This is a genomic window from Pseudomonas sp. Sample_23 (genome assembly GCF_004307595.1).
Classification (GTDB): Bacteria; Pseudomonadota; Gammaproteobacteria; order Pseudomonadales; family Pseudomonadaceae; genus Aquipseudomonas; species Aquipseudomonas atacamensis.
On the sequence record NZ_RCNX01000086.1, the window covers coordinates 40,113 to 57,908 of the forward strand.

A 17,796-nucleotide genomic window follows, 5' to 3' on the forward strand; every position below is an offset into this window, starting at 1 on the left:
TTCCCAATGAAATGCAAAATTGCCGTGTCGCTATTGCTGGCCTCTGTGGCCTTCGGTGTTCAGGCCGTAGAGAACAATGTTGCCTGCGAAAAACCACTGCCGCTGTCGGCGCCTCAGGATGAATGGTCACTGTTTCAGGAAACGGTGAAGCGCGCACCCGCGGTCATGGGCGATGTGCACCGTGAATATTATGGCAAAGGCCTGGATAACTTCGGCGACCTGCGTTTACCCAAAGGCAAAGGGCCGTTTCCGGTTGTAGTGGTTGTTCACGGTGGACGCTGGAGCGCTGATGTCAGCCTCGACTACATGGCGCCGGTCGCTGATCTGCTGACCAAGGCAGGCTTCGCGACGTGGAACATCGAATACAGTCGTGTGGGCAGTTACGGCGAATGGCCGAACTCTTTCAAAACGGTCGCCAGCGCGGCGGACAAGTTGCAGGAGCTGGCGAAGACGTACCCGTTGGACTTGAAGAAAACGGTCACCATTGGTCACTCATCGGGGGGGCATTACGCGCTGTGGCTGGCCGGTAGAAGCCTGTTGAAGCCGGAGTCTGAACTGTATGCCGCAAACCCGTTGAAAATCTCCGGCGTGGTCGTGCTCGATGGTGTGGTCGACTTGGCGTGGTATTCGACCCTGCCACGCGGCGATGTTCAGGCCAAGGTGCTTGGCAACATTCAAGGTGAGGCGCTGCAGAAGCGTTTGCAGGAAGTCTCCCCGGCGCAGATGCCACTGGTAAAAGTCCCGCAGATATTCATCACCAATCAGAGTGACCGTTTTCCCTCCGTTCGCGATTACGTGAAGCGCGCGAATACCGCGGGCGTGGAATCGCGGTATGACGCGCTGTGTGATTCCAATCACTTTGCTCCCGTGAACACGGCCAACGCCGAGATGGCAGAGAAGCTAGTCAAGTATGTGTCCGAACTGTCCCGATAAGGTTTTGGTTAACTGACTTTCGGTCGCTTCGTAACAATCCGCTATTGGCATATAAAAATAATAAAAGTTGAGGGTTATCCCTATGTGGCTTCCTGTAAAGAGTGGAGCTGTGCTGGCGTGTGTCTTGCCCGGCATGCTGCTGAGTGTTGAAGCACTGGCGGAGAATTCCGACAGCGGTTTTTTTAAGGGAAGTTCTCTGACACTGGATACCCGGCACTGGTATTCCAAAGAGATCGGCAGGGGAGACACGGTCTACCGTTATCGTACCGATGATGGGCCACGGGTTTCGCATGACCGAGTCGCCTGGCAACAGGGCTTCAAGCTGGGTTTTATCTCCGGGTATACACCTGGGGCGGTGGGCGTCGGGCTTGATCTCGCTGCATATTCGGTCGTTGCACTGGAGCGCAACCCCGCTGATGCGGCAGGCGGCAGTAACCGCATGCTGGTCAACAGTGACGGTGATGTCGAGCCGAGCTGGAGCCGCCTGGGCGTTGCCGCGCTGAAGTTGCGAATGGCTGAGTCGGAATTGAAAATTGGCCGTCATCAAGTGGCCAACCCCGTGATGAACTTTTCCGATACACGTACCGTGCCGGCGTCTTTTGATGGATGGTCGTTCGAAAACTCATCCATCAAAGGTCTGGTATTGAAGTCCGGTTATTTCTCGAAAATGGCGCCCCGCTATGCGGCCGGTACCGAGCCCATAGGGCTTCAATATGCAATGCGCCCGGTCAGCAGTGACTGGACCGCCTACGTGGGCGGTGATTACACCAGTGCGGGCGGGTTGAAGAGCAGTGTCTATGTTTCCCGTATTCAGGATATCTGGGATCGGGAATATCTAGGCCTAAGCCGGGACTTCAAGACAGGAGAAATAAAAACCTCCGTCAAGTTGTCGGCTTACAACACCCAATCCAGCGGAAAACAAGAGGCCGGTTATATCGATCAGCAGGCCTATGGCCTGACGGTTACCCCCAGCTTCAAGAACCATACCGTCGAGTTTGGCCTGCAGAAAATAGTCGGTGATGAGTTCTTCGATTACGTCAAAGAATCAAATGCCATTTCGTTGCCCAATACCATGGTTTCCTATTTCAACGGGCCGAACGAAACCTCGTTGCAGATCAAGTACATCAATGACTGGGCGGCCTACGGCGTGCCGTGCTTCAAAAGCATACTTTGGCATACACGTGGCTGGGGTATTGACGGCACCGGTTACAACGGAGGCAGCAAAGGTGTTTATACCGCTTCACCTCTTCAGGATAACGAGCACCATAATGAAACCGGTGTTTTCGCCAGTTATACCTTCCAGGGAACCGAGCTGAAGGGGGCCAATATCCTTGCCGGTTACGCCTGGCATCGCGCGAGCAGTCATCAGGTCGAGGGCAACTTTGACGAGCTGCGGGTCATCGTGAAAATACCGGTGTCGTTGTTCTGAGATTCCACCGCGTCGCGCTTGGCCAGGTGGATATTTATCCTCCTGCCGCGCATCTTGGGGTGCGCGGCAGGGTGGTCGTCGAAGACTGTCATCAACCAAAGGGGGGACGCCCGTGACGGGCAGCTTCTGGCCGAAAGCCGACATTCGCGACATGCCCACTTACTTAATATCTCGCAACGTCTCGCGAGCAGATCCTCCAGCCGATCTTGGCAGGATTATCTATTCAACATTGCCCGCTTCAAGCGGAATTCGCCTGATAACGTCGTCATAAGGCACCAGATCGAGAAAGGCAATGACTTCAACTGCCTGCAAGTTTCGCATGCGCATGATCCATACGTAGCTGTTGCGATAAGGCGCGCCGTCGGCTGCGGTGGCGGTGCCGTCCCAGTGCACAACGACGTCATCGCCTTCAGCCCAGATATCCGTCACCGTCGGGCGGACGGGCGAGGTGAGCCGTTTTGCGAAGGGTTGGACTGCGCGTTTCAGAAAGTCATCTCGGCCCCGATAAGTGCCTGCCGAGGGGCTCGTCCCCTTGATTTTCCAGATCACATCGGGAACCAGCACATCTGTGAAGAACGTCCGGCCGCCTTGAGCCCACTGGTTGAACGCTTGCGCAACGAATTGACGATTGCGTTCCGTAGTTGGTTCGCTGGCCATGGCGGGCGCCGGCCCTGCAATGAGTGTGGTGAAGACTAGTGCTAGCGCTGTAGAGAGGCGTTGAACAAGCGTCATTTCCTGTGCTCCTTAATCTGTCGGATGAGCCCGTCGAGTTGGGTGGGCCGTTGTTGTTATCTGTAAGCCGCTAGTTGCGTTCCCACACGCCGTTGTTCTATATGAGGCATTGGCAAAGAATCGGCGCGGGTGTGGACGGCAGTATCTCTGGGCCTCATCTGAAGTGTGACTTACGAGCGGAGGAGGGCTGTTGCAGGATCGTCCTGATTTCTTGCTTGATCATCCGATACCAGATGTTTAACCGCCGCATCCCCACGTTATGGAGTTGCGTTTGAATTCCCTTTCCAAGCTTGCCGATATCATTGGTCGTCACGTCCGGGATGACGGCATTCACAGCACCGCGATTCCGGGTGTCAGCCTGATTCGTTCGGCTACGCCCACGATGCCGATGCCGGTGGTGTACGAGCCAACGCTCTGCCTTGTCGCCCAGGGACGTAAACAAGCGATGCTGGGTACTACCGCCTATGTTTACGATCCGGCCAAGTACCTGATTGCATCGGTAGACCTTCCGGTGATGGGCTCGGTCATCGAGGCGAGTGAGGCTGTTCCCTATCTGTGCCTGGCGCTGGATCTCGATACCGCTGTGTTGAGTGAACTTGCGCTGCGCCATCCGCTAAGAGAAGAGAGCGTCAGTGCACCGCCGGCAGGCATTACGCTCAACGATACGACTCCAGAACTGCTGGATGCTGCGGTTCGGCTGGCCGGGCTGCTCGACAGGCCACGGGATATCGAAGCGCTCGCTCCGCTGGTGATTCGCGAAATGCTTTATCGCCTTCTAACCGAGAATGGCAACAGCATCATCAGGCAGATGGCACAAGCAGACAGCCGCTTGAACCAGATTGCCAAGGCCATTGCCTGGCTGCGCAGCCACTACAACGAAGCGTGTCGAATAGATGAACTCGTCGAAATCGCTGGCATGAGCCGTTCTTCGTTTCACACGCACTTCAAGGCGATCACCTCGATGAGCCCGCTGGAGTTTCGCAACCAGTTGCGGCTACAGGAAGCACGTCGGCTGATGGTCACCGAAGCGGTCGACGCCGCAGAGGCGGGATATGCAGTCGGATACGAAAGTCCCTCGCAGTTCAGCCGAGACTACGCCCGTCTGTTCGGCATGCCACCGGCGAAAGACGCCTGGCGGCTGCGCACGGACATTTGTGGAATTTGAATCCAGCGCTTTTCGTCGCGCAGAAAAAAACGAGGCCGCATTTGCGGCCTCGTTTTCAATGTGTTCCGGACTACTGTTTGACGCTCAGGTAATCGCCGGTCGTATTCAGCGAGATGGTCACGTCCTTGTTGCTGCGATTACGCCAGAACCAGCCGTGAGTGCCGTCAAATAACGCGGTGAATTCACCTTTATTGCTTTTGACCTGCTTGCCCTTGTTGTAGCTATGGAAGTAACCCTTTTCACCGTTGTAGGGCTCGCCGTGCGTGTCGTAGTTCACGAGCCCGCCAGTGGCCGTCCATTCGTAGCTGACAGTCTTGCCCTTCAGCATTTCCAGTTTGATTTCCGTACCTTCGCCAGGTTTGAGCGTTACGCTCATCTGATTGGTTTTCAGCGCCGGGGAGGGTGCCGTTGCTGGCTGAGCAACAGGCTTCTGAACGGGCTGGACTTGCGCAACTTGCTGCGCTGGAACTGGAGCAGAAGTTGGAGTCGGAGCTGGAGCGGCTGCTTGAGGCGGCGCGGCATCGGCCAACGCTTCCTGAGCAAGGATGATTTTAAGTTCGCCCATCTGGGTCAGCCCCAGTGTTCGGCCTACACCTGTTGGATCGATCGCGTATTCAGACGGCATGACAACGGTCACCAAAAGGCCGGCGGCGACCAGTATCGCGATGACGGTCGAGCGCAGCAGTTTGCGGGTGCTGGGCAGTTCATTAACAGTTGGAAGCGGAGTATTGAACATCGTCGGAATTCCTTAGGCAGAGACAAACAGGCCGGTGATCTGGTAACCCATCAAGAGGAAACCGGCACTCATCATGGCGACGTTGGCGGTATACGCGTGGCGCCAGAAACTGCCGGTGCGCCGCCAATACCCCATCAAAATGAGAATCGCGCTGAGGGCCAGCAATTGGCCGATCTCGACACCAACGTTGAAGGCGATCAGGTTCGGAATCAGGCCGTCTGGTGAGATTTCGTATTCCTGAATCTTGGTCGCCAAACCAAAACCGTGGAGCAGGCCGAAGATCAGCGTGGCCACTTTGGTATTGGGTTGGAAGCCAAACCAGCGCTGGAACGCGCCGAGGTTATCGAGCGCCTTGTACACCACTGAGAAACCGATGATGGCGTCGATGATGTAAGAGCTGATGCTGACCTCGGTCAGCACGCCCAGCAGCAACGTGACCGAGTGGCCTACGGCGAACAGCGTGACGTAGAGGCCAACGTCTTTCAGGCGGTAGAGGAAGAAGATCACCCCGAACAGAAACAGCAGGTGGTCATATCCCGTCATCATGTGTTTGGCGCCCATGTAGATGAACGGCAACAACATGACGCCGGTGCTTTCCTGAATGAAACCCTTGTCACCTTCAGCGACCGCATGCGCCATTGCTTCGGGCATACCGAAAAAAAGCGCGGCTAAAAATACAAACAATAGTAATAGCGGGCGATGCGCGGGCGCAGCGAATACGCCAACACCGCTCATTGAGTGCGAATGCATGAATTAATCCTACGTTGCAATGATCGTGGGCCGCATGGCGGCCATGGTCAGGATGCGAACGAAGGACGTGGCGGGCGCTCGATCAGGAATATCGGCGGCGGGGGAACAGCATGCCGAAGTGCATCGACACGCATCGATGGCATTGGCGAGGTCGCCAGCATCAACGCGGCTGTGAGTTGCGGCGTTTCGTGCTGATGATCAGGAGTCAGTGGCGAGTGATAGTGTTCTGAAAGAATTGAGTGGCCGGATGAAACCTCTTCGCCATGGGAGTGATGGGCGTCTTGAGTGATCTCCCACGCTGGCTGTTGCGATGGCACCGACAACGAATAGGTATGCCCGGCCCAAGCCATGAACATGGCGAGTGCAAGCGCGATTACCACCGTCGTTGTCAGTGTCCTGTTGAACATGGGATTCGGTTTTCGGCCTGTTTAATGGGGCTTTCTCATGTTTGACCGTATCCCCTTGGGGGGGATAGGATGCGAGCATAATTCATCGAAGCCCGGGCCTCAAGTCATGAGTGAGCAAGAACACAGCCATCCCCACACCCACCAAAGTCATGAGGCGATCATCAAACGCCTCAAACGGGCGGACGGGCATTTGCGCGGCATCATCACCATGATCGAAGAAGGGCGTCAGTGCGTGGATATCGCCCAGCAGCTTCATGCGGTCGAGAAAGCGATCTGCCAGGCCAAACGCACGCTCATCCAGGATCACATCGACCACTGCCTCGAAGATACCGTTTCGGCGCTAGGCAATGGCGAGCGCGCACCGCTGGAAGCCTTCAAACAAATCACCAAGTACCTTTAGGTCTGACATGCCCGATTTCGCTGAACTGTTGCAGCAAGGCGGGGCTCACGCCTGGCTGTATTTCCCGAGCGCGATTCTGCTCGGCGCCTTGCATGGCCTGGAGCCAGGTCATTCGAAAACCATGATGGCGGCCTTCATCGTGGCCATCCGTGGCTCGGTCAAACAGGCTGTTTTGTTGGGGTTGGCCGCAACGCTTTCGCACACCGCCGTGGTGTGGCTGGTCGCCATCGGCGGCATGTACCTGGGCAAAGGCCTGGACGCTGAAACCACTGAGCCGTACTTCCAGCTTGCTTCCTCTGCACTGATCATCGCGATTGCCCTGTGGATGCTGTGGCGTACCTGGCGCGGTGAGCAGATGTTCAAGTTCGAGCAAAGCGATGATCACCATCACGGCGAACACGACCATGGTCATCATGATGAAACGCACCGAATAGATACCGGCCATGGCCGTGTTGAACTGTCGATCTTCGAGGAAGGCATGCCACCGCACTGGCGCCTGAAGACCTTGAGCGGACACGCCTGGGCAGCCTCGGATGTTCGCCTGACCACGACGCGTCCGGACGGCAGCAGCCAATCGTTCGCGTTCGTCGAGCGTGAAGGTTTTCTGCAGTCGACGGTGGATATTCCGGAACCGCACGAGTTCAGCGCTCGCTTGAGCCTTGGACATGCCGGGCATTCGCATGATTACGACCTGACGTTCCAGGAGCATGATCACGGGCATGCGCATTCCGAACTCGAAGGCCTGGAGCTGTCGATTGATGGCTATCAGGATGCGCACGAACGTGCTCATGCCAACGACATCCGTAAGCGCTTCACCAACCGCGAAGTGACCACGGGTCAGATCGTCATGTTCGGACTGACTGGCGGCCTGATTCCCTGTCCGGCTGCCATCACTGTCCTGTTGCTGTGCCTGCAAGTCAAAGAGGTCGCGCTCGGCGGCATGCTCGTGCTGTGTTTCAGCATCGGCCTGGCGCTGACTCTGGTCACTGTCGGTGCCGCTGCGGCCATCGGTGCCAGACAGGCTTCCAATCGCTGGCCGTGGCTGGGAACCTTGGCGCGCCGCGCTCCTTACCTGTCCAGCGTGCTGATCATTGGCGTTGGCCTGTATGTCGGCTTTCATGGCTGGATCGGCCTGAGCGCATAAGACCCTTTGCGCACAGCGGTGGCACTGATGCAAAGGGTTGCCATCGCAACCATAAAACCAACGACTACCACTGCCACTGACGAGCAAAAAGCCCAGCGCAAGGCTGGGCTATCGAGGCGCGCGCGATGAGCGCGAGGCATTAGCGAACGCCTGCATCCGCAGGATTACTCGACCGGCACGACGTTATCCAACGCCTGATTAACCGCCAGCTCGCCGAGCATTACCACTTGCGCGATACCTTGCAGTGTCTTGCGAGCAGATCCTTCAACCATCCCGATCACATCACTCAACATCACCGAAGCCGAGCCCAGCGATTCGCTGGCGTTGACCAGCAATTCTTCAGTCGCGGTTTTCGGGTTGGCGAGGAACATGCTGCTGGTCTGGTAGGGCGTGGTTTTGAGGGTGTCGGTGGGTTTGAGGTAGTGGTCAAGGGCGCGGTCGGCGGCTTCGTGGAGTTTTTTTGAGTCGAGGGATTCGTAGGGGGAGGTTGCGTCTGACTGTGGCGGGTTTGGCGTGACTTTGAACATGATCTTTCTCCTCGTGCCGCTTTAAAAGGAGCCATCACCCGTTCGCTACCAAACGAAGGGTGGCGGCCATGCACAGGTTGGTAGACCGGGACACAAGGCAAAACCGGCGCGCTCGAAAGCGCCCTGCGCATAGCCACCATAGAAGCCAGGCGAAGACTTCGCCAAACGGTGTCATTGCGGACCTCGTATACCCGGGCTACCAAACCCGATCACTATGTTTTCAGTGACCGGCCAACGATAGAACCACGGCCCGAGGCGCACAAGCCGGCGGATTCTGGCGTAGTCGTAGGCAATGGCGCAAGGCGTTGTAGCTTGCTGGAACAGTCTGAATGTCAGTTTTAAACGAGGTGTTTAGGGAATTGGTTTTGGCTGAGGTTTTGTGTTGATCGGGCTGGGGTCTTCGCGAGCAGGCTCGCTTGTATGGTGTCGAGTGGGCAATGTTTATAGCGCCGTGCCAATCGGGCCGTCACAGATTTTGAACTTTGCTTTCGGCGTCATTTCCATTGTTTGAGGTGACAACCCTCCTGCTCCTCCACACCTGAACCAAGGAATGACCGTGACGGCTCCCACTCATAAACCTGCTCTGCGCCGGGCTATCACTTTCCCGATGCTGTTTCTGTTCATTCTCGGCGATGTACTCGGCGCGGGTGTTTACGCACTCGCCGGAACGATCGCGGGGGAGGTGGGCGGCGCGATTTGGGTCCCGCTGCTGATCGCGTTGTTGTTCGCCATGTTGACGGCAGGTTCCTACGCGGAGCTGGTGACCAAATATCCCCACGCCGGCGCGGCTTCGGTGTTCGCGCAAAAGGCCTTCAAGTCGCCGCTCATTTCCTTCCTGGTCGGTTTCTGCATGCTGGCGGCTGCGGTCACCAGCGCTGCGGGTTTGTCGCTGGCGTTTGCCGGTGATTACCTCAACGCCTTTGTCGACGTATCGCCGCAGATTGCAGCGCTGGTGTTTCTCCTGGCGATCGGCCTGCTCAACGCGCGGGGGATCAAGGAGTCGCTTGGGGCGAATCTGGTGATGACCGTGATTGAACTGTCCGGGCTGATTCTGGTGATCGTGGCTGCGGTCTGGTATTTCCGCACAGGCGATGCGGACCTGGGGCGGACGCTCACGTTCAAACCGGGCGTCAGTCCCATGCTGGCGGTGCTGGGGGCTGCATTGTTGGCTTTCTATTCCTTCGTCGGTTTCGAAACTTCGGCCAATCTGGCCGAGGAAATCAAAGACGTGCGCAAGGTCTACCCGCGGGCCTTGTTCGCCGCTTTGCTCACCGCTGGGGTGGTTTACATGGCGGTGGGCGTGGCGGCTTCTTCGGTGTTGCCTACCGAGAAGTTGGTGGCAACATCGGCGCCTTTGCTAGAAGTTGTCCGCGCATCGACCCTCGCAATCCCGCCGGCGCTGTTCTCTTTTATTGCGCTGATTGCTGTGGCCAACGGTGCGTTGTTAACCATGATCATGGCCAGCCGATTGACCTATGGCATGGCGAATCTGGGGCTGTTGCCGGGTGTTTTGGGTGCGGTGCTGCCTCAACGCAAAACTCCGTGGGCTGCCATTGTCGCAACGACCGTGGTGGCTATTGCCCTGACACTCACAGGGACGCTGGCGACGCTGGCAGAGACGGTGGTGTTGCTGTTGCTGTTCGTTTTTCTGAGTACCAATGTGGCGGTGCTGGTTCTTCGTCGTGACAGGGTCGAGGAGGATCACTTTCGCGTACCGACCTTCGTTCCGGTGCTCGCGATCGTGTCGTGTCTGGTGCTGCTCAGTCAGCAGGGCTGGGAGACCTGGTTGCGGGCGGGGGCGCTGATCATTGTCGGGATGTTGCTGCATGGCTTTTCTCGTATCAATTTTTCTGCGATCAGTAAGGCCGGGTAGTGCAGCAGCTTGGGGAATTGGTGTTGTTTGGGCGGGCGTATTCGCGAGCAGGCTCGCTCCCACAGTGGATGGGTGGTGGTTTTCAGAATGAGTCACACGTTGTCAGTCGACGGGCGGGTGAGTAAGCTGCCGACATGAATCAGTCCTCAGTTTCCCCATCCTTCCCCGGCCCGCGTGGTCCCGTTGATCACGACATTCGTGATCAGATTGTCGCGGCGGCCAACGAGCATTTCAGCCAGTACGGCTACGCCAAGACCACGGTGTCCGATCTGGCCAAGGCCATCGGTTTCTCCAAGGCGTACATCTACAAATTCTTCGATTCCAAACAGGCGATTGGCGAAGCAATCTGCTCGAACTGTCTGGGGCAGATCGTTGCGGCGGTCGAGCAGGCGATAAACGAAGAAGACCTGACGCCCACCGAGCGTTTCCGCCGGCTGGTAAAAACCGTGATCGCCACGGGTGTGAATCTGTTCTTCAACGATCGCAAACTCTACCACATTGCCGCGTTTGCAGCGGGTGAGAACTGGCCAAGTGCGCAGCGTTACGATGCGCAGATCAAGCGCTTTATCACCGACATTGTCCGCGATGGTCGCGAGGCCGGTGAGTTCGAGCGCAGGACGCCGCTGGACGAGACGGTCGAATCGATCCACTTGGCGCTGCGGCCCTTCGTCAATCCCCTGATGCTGCAACACAATCTGGATTTCATCGAAGTGGCGCCCACGCTGACTTCGAACCTCATCTTGCGCAGCTTGATGCCTTGACCCTTTGCTGATCCGAATACTCGGATCAGTCGCCCCAACCCCATCCTGTTCCTGACGCAACGACATTTCCGCTGTTCTGTTTGTGACTCTTTACTGGTATGGTCACTGGGGCAACATGGCCGCCGCATTTTGGTTATTTCAGTGCTGCTTACTGGGTTCTCGGTTGATCAGCCTCCCGCGAACAACACCAATCGCGGGCCGCGTATTCAGCGTCGAGATCAACGACACCTCGGCGGGCAAGGGTTCGTACAGCGCGAAATACAAGAACAGCGCCAGCGGGCTCGGTACTTCTGTCAGCTATCGCTTCTGATTCAACGCTGAAAGATCGGGCCGGCGCCTTTGTGACTGTTGACGATATTGGTCACAAGACTGAGAATATGATGATCATCCTATTTTCTGTGAAGGAATTCCATGCGCCGGCTCCGACCTTTCCCCCTCGCGGTATGTTTGTTGCCCTTGGCCCTGACGGCGTGCGGGGATTCCTCCAGCGCAAAAGATCCACGTACCTTGGCGCCGATTGTCAGATCGGCAACGGTGCAACCGGCAGAAAATGGGTCTCGATCATTCACCGGCGTCGTCGCTGCGCGCACCCAGGGCGATCTGGGCTTTCGCGTTTCGGGCAAGGTGCTCGAGCGTCTGGTTGATACCGGTCAGACGGTCAAGCGCGGCCAGCCACTGATGCGCCTCGACCCGATCGACCTCGGCCTGCAGGCGCGAGCCCAGCAAGAAGCGGTGAGCGCCGCTCGCGCCCGAGCCATACAGACTGCCGGTGACGAAGCGCGCAATCGCAAACTCGTCGCCGCCGGCGCTATTTCGGCATCGGCCTACGATCAGTTCAAAGCCGCAGCCGACACCGCCAGGGCGCAGCTCAATGCCGCTGTGGCGCAAGCGGACGTCGCGCGCAACGCCTCGGGTTACGCGGTTTTGCTGGCGGACGCTGATGGCGTGGTGGTGGAAACCCTCGCCGAACCCGGGCAAGTCGTCAGTCCGGGACAACCGGTGGTGCGGCTGGCGCGGGCCGGTCAGCGGGAGGCCATCGTCCATCTGCCCGAGACCTTGCGCCCCGCGCCGGGCTCAACCGCTCAGGCAAAACTGTATGGCGATACGTCGGCTGCGGTGAGCGCAAAACTGCGTCTGCTTTCCGATTCGGCCGACAGCACAGCTCGTACTTTCGAGGCACGCTATGTGCTCGAAGGCAGTTTGGCCAATGCGCCAATCGGCTCGACGGTCACCGTCGAAATTGCTCAGGGTTCTTCGCCAGATCAGGCGCTGAAAGTGCCCGTCGCCGCGATCTACGACCCGGGCAAAGGCCCCGGCGTGTGGGTCATCGCCGGCACACCGGCGAAAGTGAGCTGGCGCCCGGTCGAGGTGCTGGGCTTGAGCGATGATTCGGCCCGTGTCGCTGGCCAGCTCAACGTCGGTGAGCCGATTGTCGCGCTGGGCGCGCATCTGCTGCGCGATGGCGAAGAAGTGCGCTTGCTTGCCCGCGACGATGGCCAGATTGCCGGGAGTCGTCCATGAGCGAGGGCCGGTTCAACCTTTCTGCTATCGCCGTGCGCCAACGTGCGATCACGGTGTTTCTGATTTTTCTGATCGCCGTGGCCGGCGTCCTGTCGTTCTTCAAATTGGGCCGGGCGGAAGATCCGCCGTTCACGGTCAAGCAGCTAACAGTGATTACCGCGTGGCCGGGAGCGACCGCGCAAGAGATGCAGGATCAGGTCGCCGAACCCCTCGAAAAACGCTTGCAGGAACTGAAGTGGTACGACCGCACGGAAACCTACACGCGCCCGGGACTGGCATTCACCATGGTCTCGTTGCTCGACAGCACACCGCCGTCGCAAGTGCAGGAAGAGTTTTATCAGGCACGGAAAAAGCTCGACGACGAAGCAATCAAGCTGCCGGCGGGTGTCTTCGGGCCGATGGTCAACGACGAGTTCTCCGACGTGACCTTCGCGCTGTTCGCCTTGAAAGCCAAGGGCGAGCCGCAGCACTTGCTGGTGCGCGACGCGGAGACGTTGCGCCAGCGCCTGTTGCACGTGCCGGGGGTGAAAAAGGTCAACATCATCGGCGAGCAGGCCGAGCGGATATTCGTTTCGTTTTCCCATGATCGGCTGGCGACGCTGGGCTTGTCGCCGCAGGACATCTTCGCCGCGCTGAACAATCAAAACGTGCTGACCCCCGCCGGATCGGTCGAAACTAAAGGGCCAGAGGTGTTTTTGCGCGTCGATGGCGCGTTCGATACGTTGCAGAAAATCCGTGACACGCCTGTTGTCGCTCAGGGCCGAACACTCAAGCTGTCTGACGTGGCCACGGTCGAGCGCGGCTACGAAGACCCGGCAACCTTCCTGGTGCGCAACAACGGCGAAGAAGCGTTATTGCTCGGCGTGATCATGCGCGAGGGCTGGAACGGTCTCGATCTGGGCAAGGCGCTGGATGCCGAGACAGTCAGGATCAACGGGGAAATGCCGTTGGGCATGCCGCTGTCGAAAGTCACCGATCAGGCGGTGAATATCGACTCGGCGGTCGGCGAGTTCATGGTCAAGTTCTTTGTCGCGCTGCTGGTGGTCATGCTGGTGTGCTTTCTCAGCATGGGCTGGCGTGTCGGCGTGGTGGTCGCAGCGGCGGTGCCCTTGACCCTGGCGATCGTGTTTGTGGTGATGGCGGCCACCGGCAAGAACTTTGACCGGATCACCCTCGGCTCGCTGATTCTGGCGCTCGGGCTGCTGGTCGATGACGCGATCATCGCCATTGAAATGATGGTGGTGAAGATGGAGGAGGGCTACGACCGCATCAAGGCCTCCGCTTATGCCTGGAGTCACACGGCAGCGCCAATGCTGGCCGGTACGCTGGTGACGGCGATTGGCTTTCTGCCCAACGGATTCGCGCAATCAACGGCGGGCGAATACACCAGCAACATGTTCTGGATTGTCGGCATCGCGCTCATTGCTTCGTGGGTCGTCGCCGTGGCTTTCACGCCGTACCTGGGCGTGAAGCTGTTGCCGGACATCAAGAAAGTCGAAGGCGGGCACGCGGCAATCTACGACACGCCGCGCTATAACCGTTTCCGGCGTGTTCTGGCATGGGTGATCACGCGCAAATGGCTGGTGGCCGGTACGGTGGTCGCGCTGTTTGCCGTTGCGATTCCGGGCATGGGGCTGGTGAAGAAGCAGTTCTTTCCGACCTCTGACCGCCCCGAAGTGATGATTGAAGTGCGGATGCCCTACGGCACGTCCATCGAGCAGACCAGCGCTGCGGCGGCCAAAGTCGAAGCCTGGGTGCACAAGCAGGAAGAGGCCAAAATCGTCACCGCCTATATCGGTCAGGGTGCACCACGGTTTTTCCTGGCGATGGCGCCGGAGTTGCCGGACCCATCGTTCGCCAAAATCGTTGTGCTGACCGACAGCCAAAACGCCCGTGAAACTCTGAAGTTGCGTTTGCGCGAAGCGGTCGCCGAAGGGCTTGCTCCAGAGGCGCGGGTTCGGGCGACGCAAATTGTCTTCGGCCCGTATTCGCCATTTCCGGTGGCCTATCGGGTGATGGGGCCTGATCCGGCGAAATTGCGCGACATCGCCGAGCAGGTCAGGGCAGTGATGCAGGACAGCCCGATGATGAGAACCGTCAACACTGACTGGGGGCCGCTGACGCCGACCTTGCATTTCAACCTGGATCAGGACCGCTTGCAGGCGGTGGGGCTTACGTCCAGCGCGGTCGCCCAGCAGTTGCAATTTCTGCTCAGCGGCGTGCCGATCACGGCGGTGCGCGAGGACATCCGTTCCGTGCAGGTCGTTGGCCGTGCGGCGGGCAATATCCGCCTGGACCCGGCACAGATCGAAGGCTTCACCCTGGTCGGTGCGGCGGGGCAGCGCATCCCGCTGTCGCAGATCGGCCAGGTCGAAGTGCGCATGGAAGACCCGATCCTGCGCCGCCGCGATCGCACGCCGACCATCACCGTCCGTGGCGACATCGCCGAAGGTTTGCAGCCACCGGACGTTTCCGGTGCGATCATCCAGCAGTTGCAGCCGATCATCGAAAACCTGCCTTCCGGCTACCGGATTGAGCAGGCGGGCGCCATCGAAGAATCCGGCAAGGCCGGCAAAGCGATTCTGCCGTTGCTGCCGATCATGATCGCCATGACGCTGCTCATCATCATCGTCCAGGTACGCTCGATCTCAGCGATGATCATGGTCTTCCTCACCTCGCCGTTAGGCTTGATCGGTGTGGTGCCGACGCTGTTGATCTTCAACCAGCCATTCGGCATCAATGCGCTGGTCGGGTTGATTGCGCTGTCCGGGATTCTGATGCGCAACACGCTGATTCTGATCGGGCAGATTCATCACAACGAGCAGGAAGGGCTGGCGCCGTTCCATGCCGTGGTTGAAGCGACAGTGCAACGGGCGCGGCCAGTGTTGTTGACCGCGCTGGCGGCGATTCTCGCGTTCATTCCGCTGACCCACTCGGTGTTCTGGGGCACGCTGGCGTACACGCTGATCGGCGGCACGTTTGTTGGCACGATTATCACGCTGGTGTTTCTGCCGGCGATGTATGCGATCTGGTTCAGGATTCGGCCTGAGAACAGGGGGCAGGTTCAACCCTCGCGTTCGGTATAAGGTCAGGTTTGAAAGAGGCCCGTCAATGACGGGCCTTTTGCTATCCGCGACTAACTCTCTCTCTTGGCTATTGGAGTTTTCAAGTGTGCGGAGTTGACCCTCGTCATTAACCAGGTCCGCCGCTTATACAGGATGTGATTAATAAGCATCACAGTTGTTTGCGAAACTTGCGGATCAGATTTTCCAATCATTGAAAGAATGCGTTTTGCTGTGGCTAACTTGCTGAAATATAAGTGCGAAAATTCATTTATATCTGTTTGAAATAATGCGCCTGATGTTTTGCGCTACTTTCTCTTAAGAAAAACAGTTTTCATTGGCAAACAAGCTGTTAGGCGGCCATTTATTTTTTAAATTGACGCGGCGTAGATGGCGGGGCTAGTTTTTCCTCCAACTTGCTGCGCTGCTTTCTACGTTATTGCGTATCGCACGATCGAATCTTGTTCGAATGCCATGGCGAATTTCATTTGCCTGGGTATTGGACTTTGTTCGCTCTAAACTTTTTAAAGGGAGAGTCAGTCGTCATGGATTGTTTAAAGGAAACACGTGTTGGCAATGTTCTATCGGGATGGAATCACTTGTCGGTAGTCGGGCCGATAAATGTGCAGAATACCGCCGGCGCGCGCGTTCAGCTGACATCGGGCGAATGGCGCGATGATTATATTATGGGCTGGGGATCCTGCCTGTTGGGACACGATAGTCCAGTCATCAAAAACTCCATTCTAAAGGCACTGGAGCGGGGCTTTCTTCAGCAGTATGAGACCGATGAACATCGTCTGTTGAGTGAGCGGTTCTGTGCGGTCGTCCCCTGCGCCGAAAAGTTGCGGCTGGTCAACTCCGGACTGGAAGCGACCATGTATGCGACGCGTATCGCCCGTGCCGTTACCGGTCGACGCATCATCATCAAGTTCGAAGGGCATTTTCATGGGCTTAATGACTCTTTGACCTGGAACGTGGATTCTTCACCGCGCTCTGGCGCGTTATTGGCGGGAAGAGAACTGGAACGTTTATCGGGCACTGTGGGAATTCCTGACGAATTCGGCAACTTGACGGTTTCGGTTTCATGGAATGATCTGGAAGCGCTGGAAAATGCTTTTGAAAAATACAAGGACGATGTGGCAGGGGTGATCCTGGAACCTGTTGCATTGAATATCGGATGCATCAGACCGGATGAAGGTTTTCTGCAAAATGTGCGTGCGCTGACCAGCCGTAAGGGTGCGCTGCTGATCTTCGACGAAGTGCTCACCGGTTTCCGCGCAAACATTGGTGGTGCGCAAAAGGACTTCGGTGTCGTACCCGACATCGCCGCCTTCGGCAAGGCGTTCGGCTGCGGCATGCCGATCGCGGGTATTGCCGGTAAAGCCGAATACATGGACGTAATCGCACCACGCGGTCCTGTTCAGGTCAGCGGGACCAATACGGGGCGATACCTGTCCGTGTCCGCCGCGCTTGCCGCCATCGAGCATTTGCAGGATGGAACGGTGCACCGGCACATCGCCGCGCTGGAATCGCGCTTGAAGGCCGGGCTTAGGGACGTTTTCGATAAACACCACATACCCTGTCATATCGATGGGTACGGCGGTCGAATCGGCGTCCACATTGGAACCTCCGAACGTCCTCGAACCATGAGGGAGATAGAGCATTTCTACCCGATCGACTTTGCCCAGAAGTTGTTCGCCCTGCTATCCCGTGAGTACAACTTGTATGGCTTTTTGATGCCCCTCAGTTATTGCCCAGAGCCTGTCACCCTGAGTGCATCGCATACGACTGAAATGTTGGCGGACGCCTGTGAGCGGCTGGATTCGGCACTCAAGAGGGTTCAGTACCATGCCAAATGAACCTGTTACGAAGATTCGCCTGCGGCGATTTGCAAAGGCTGACATGGAAGCTGTTCTGGGGTTGGTCGCCCAGATTGCCTCTGGCGAGGATCTTACCGAGTCTGCGGGTCAGCAATTTGCCAATGAACTTGCCAATCCTCAATTTGAAGGGGGGCGATTTGTCGCCACAGTAGACGGACGGGTGATCGGGACGATGGGCTGCGCCGCAGGTCCGATCCCCTCGAAGTATGTCCTGTGGGCAGACTGGTTGATTGTTGATAGCCAATACCGTCGATACGGGGTGGCTTCGTTGTTATATGACGAAATTGAAAAGTACGCTCTGGCAAATGAAAAGACATGGTTATGTCTGGATATAGGAAATATTGACAAAGAACGTGCAGCCTACCGTTTTCATTTACGCAATGGTTTTCAAATCGTCGGGCAGCTTCCCGATTACTGGGGAGAACTTGAACACCTGAACATCATGGCTAAATCTCTTATCTCAAAGGAATGAATAA

General features: G+C 57.4%; 17 protein-coding genes and 1 pseudogene. 13 read left to right on the forward strand and 5 right to left on the reverse strand.

Annotated features, from left to right (window positions below):
• Positions 1-24 precede the first annotated feature (24 nt).
• Together D8U82_RS23090 and D8U82_RS23095 are read left to right on the forward strand one after the other, a co-directional pair.
• The gene (locus D8U82_RS23090; RefSeq protein WP_177433354.1) at positions 25-933 is read left to right on the forward strand and encodes an alpha/beta hydrolase; all 909 of its coding nucleotides are present in this window, start codon (positions 25-27) and stop codon (positions 931-933) included.
• 133 nt (positions 934-1,066) lie between these two features.
• Positions 1,067-2,362, forward strand: a complete 1,296-nt coding sequence (locus D8U82_RS23095) for an OprD family outer membrane porin (protein ID WP_232245415.1) — start codon at positions 1,067-1,069, stop codon at positions 2,360-2,362.
• A gap of 219 nt (positions 2,363-2,581) precedes the next feature.
• Here D8U82_RS23095 and D8U82_RS23100 read toward each other — a convergent pair whose 3' ends face one another.
• On the reverse strand, positions 2,582-3,094 hold the full coding sequence (locus D8U82_RS23100) for a nuclear transport factor 2 family protein (RefSeq protein WP_130903038.1): 513 nt from the start codon (positions 3,092-3,094) through the stop codon (positions 2,582-2,584).
• Between the two features lie 271 nt (positions 3,095-3,365).
• Between D8U82_RS23100 and D8U82_RS23105 the strand changes: the two genes are divergently transcribed.
• Positions 3,366-4,259, forward strand: coding sequence for an AraC family transcriptional regulator (locus D8U82_RS23105; RefSeq protein WP_177434161.1), 894 nt, complete (start codon positions 3,366-3,368; stop codon positions 4,257-4,259).
• Positions 4,260-4,329: 70 nt separating this feature from the next.
• On the opposite strand, the gene D8U82_RS23110 is transcribed toward D8U82_RS23105, so the two are convergent.
• From D8U82_RS23110 to D8U82_RS23120, 3 genes are read right to left on the reverse strand one after another with little or no spacing between them, the layout of a single operon-like run.
• A complete protein-coding gene (locus D8U82_RS23110) occupies positions 4,330-4,995 on the reverse strand; it encodes a transmembrane anchor protein (RefSeq protein ID WP_130903040.1) in 666 nt (221 codons plus the stop codon).
• Between the two features lie 12 nt (positions 4,996-5,007).
• Positions 5,008-5,745 (reverse strand): HupE/UreJ family protein, encoded by a 738-nt coding sequence (locus D8U82_RS23115; RefSeq protein ID WP_130903041.1) that lies wholly within the window; start codon positions 5,743-5,745, stop codon positions 5,008-5,010.
• A 47-nt stretch (positions 5,746-5,792) separates the two neighbouring features.
• Complete coding sequence (locus D8U82_RS23120; RefSeq protein ID WP_130903042.1) at positions 5,793-6,152, reverse strand: hypothetical protein; 360 nt, start codon at positions 6,150-6,152, stop codon at positions 5,793-5,795.
• A 106-nt stretch (positions 6,153-6,258) separates the two neighbouring features.
• Between D8U82_RS23120 and D8U82_RS23125 the strand changes: the two genes are divergently transcribed.
• From D8U82_RS23125 to D8U82_RS23135, 3 genes are read left to right on the forward strand one after another with little or no spacing between them, the layout of a single operon-like run.
• On the forward strand, positions 6,259-6,552 hold the full coding sequence (locus D8U82_RS23125) for a metal-sensing transcriptional repressor (protein WP_130903043.1): 294 nt from the start codon (positions 6,259-6,261) through the stop codon (positions 6,550-6,552).
• 7 nt (positions 6,553-6,559) lie between these two features.
• Complete coding sequence (locus D8U82_RS23130; protein ID WP_130888013.1) at positions 6,560-7,696, forward strand: nickel/cobalt efflux protein RcnA; 1,137 nt, start codon at positions 6,560-6,562, stop codon at positions 7,694-7,696.
• The gene (locus D8U82_RS23135) at positions 7,693-7,776 is read left to right on the forward strand and encodes a YHYH domain-containing protein (RefSeq protein WP_238537280.1); all 84 of its coding nucleotides are present in this window, start codon (positions 7,693-7,695) and stop codon (positions 7,774-7,776) included. The genes D8U82_RS23130 and D8U82_RS23135 overlap by 4 nt, the downstream gene beginning before the upstream one ends.
• Before the next feature lie 84 nt (positions 7,777-7,860).
• Here the strand turns inward: D8U82_RS23135 and D8U82_RS23140 are convergent, their stop codons facing one another.
• Positions 7,861-8,223: a DUF6124 family protein gene (locus D8U82_RS23140; protein WP_056785034.1), complete on the reverse strand. Its 363-nt coding sequence runs from the start codon at positions 8,221-8,223 to the stop codon at positions 7,861-7,863.
• A 550-nt stretch (positions 8,224-8,773) separates the two neighbouring features.
• Here D8U82_RS23140 and D8U82_RS23145 point away from each other — a divergent pair.
• From D8U82_RS23145 to D8U82_RS23175, 7 genes and pseudogenes are all read left to right on the forward strand, one after another.
• Positions 8,774-10,096: an APC family permease gene (locus D8U82_RS23145; RefSeq protein ID WP_130903044.1), complete on the forward strand. Its 1,323-nt coding sequence runs from the start codon at positions 8,774-8,776 to the stop codon at positions 10,094-10,096.
• A 134-nt stretch (positions 10,097-10,230) separates the two neighbouring features.
• Positions 10,231-10,857 (forward strand): TetR/AcrR family transcriptional regulator, encoded by a 627-nt coding sequence (locus D8U82_RS23150; RefSeq protein ID WP_130903045.1) that lies wholly within the window; start codon positions 10,231-10,233, stop codon positions 10,855-10,857.
• A 144-nt stretch (positions 10,858-11,001) separates the two neighbouring features.
• A pseudogene (locus tag D8U82_RS23155) lies at positions 11,002-11,167 on the forward strand (transporter); the annotation flags it as partial.
• Positions 11,168-11,268: 101 nt separating this feature from the next.
• On the forward strand, positions 11,269-12,378 hold the full coding sequence (locus D8U82_RS23160; protein WP_130903046.1) for an efflux RND transporter periplasmic adaptor subunit: 1,110 nt from the start codon (positions 11,269-11,271) through the stop codon (positions 12,376-12,378).
• A complete protein-coding gene (locus D8U82_RS23165; RefSeq protein WP_130903047.1) occupies positions 12,375-15,464 on the forward strand; it encodes an efflux RND transporter permease subunit in 3,090 nt (1,029 codons plus the stop codon). The genes D8U82_RS23160 and D8U82_RS23165 overlap by 4 nt, the downstream gene beginning before the upstream one ends.
• A gap of 521 nt (positions 15,465-15,985) precedes the next feature.
• A complete protein-coding gene (locus D8U82_RS23170; protein ID WP_130888007.1) occupies positions 15,986-17,299 on the forward strand; it encodes an aminotransferase class III-fold pyridoxal phosphate-dependent enzyme in 1,314 nt (437 codons plus the stop codon).
• Positions 17,289-17,792 carry a GNAT family N-acetyltransferase gene (locus tag D8U82_RS23175; protein WP_039758832.1) on the forward strand — a complete coding sequence of 168 codons (504 nt, stop codon included), beginning with the start codon at positions 17,289-17,291 and terminating at the stop codon, positions 17,790-17,792. Before D8U82_RS23170 ends, D8U82_RS23175 begins: the two co-directional genes overlap by 11 nt.
• Positions 17,793-17,796: the final 4 nt, after the last annotated feature.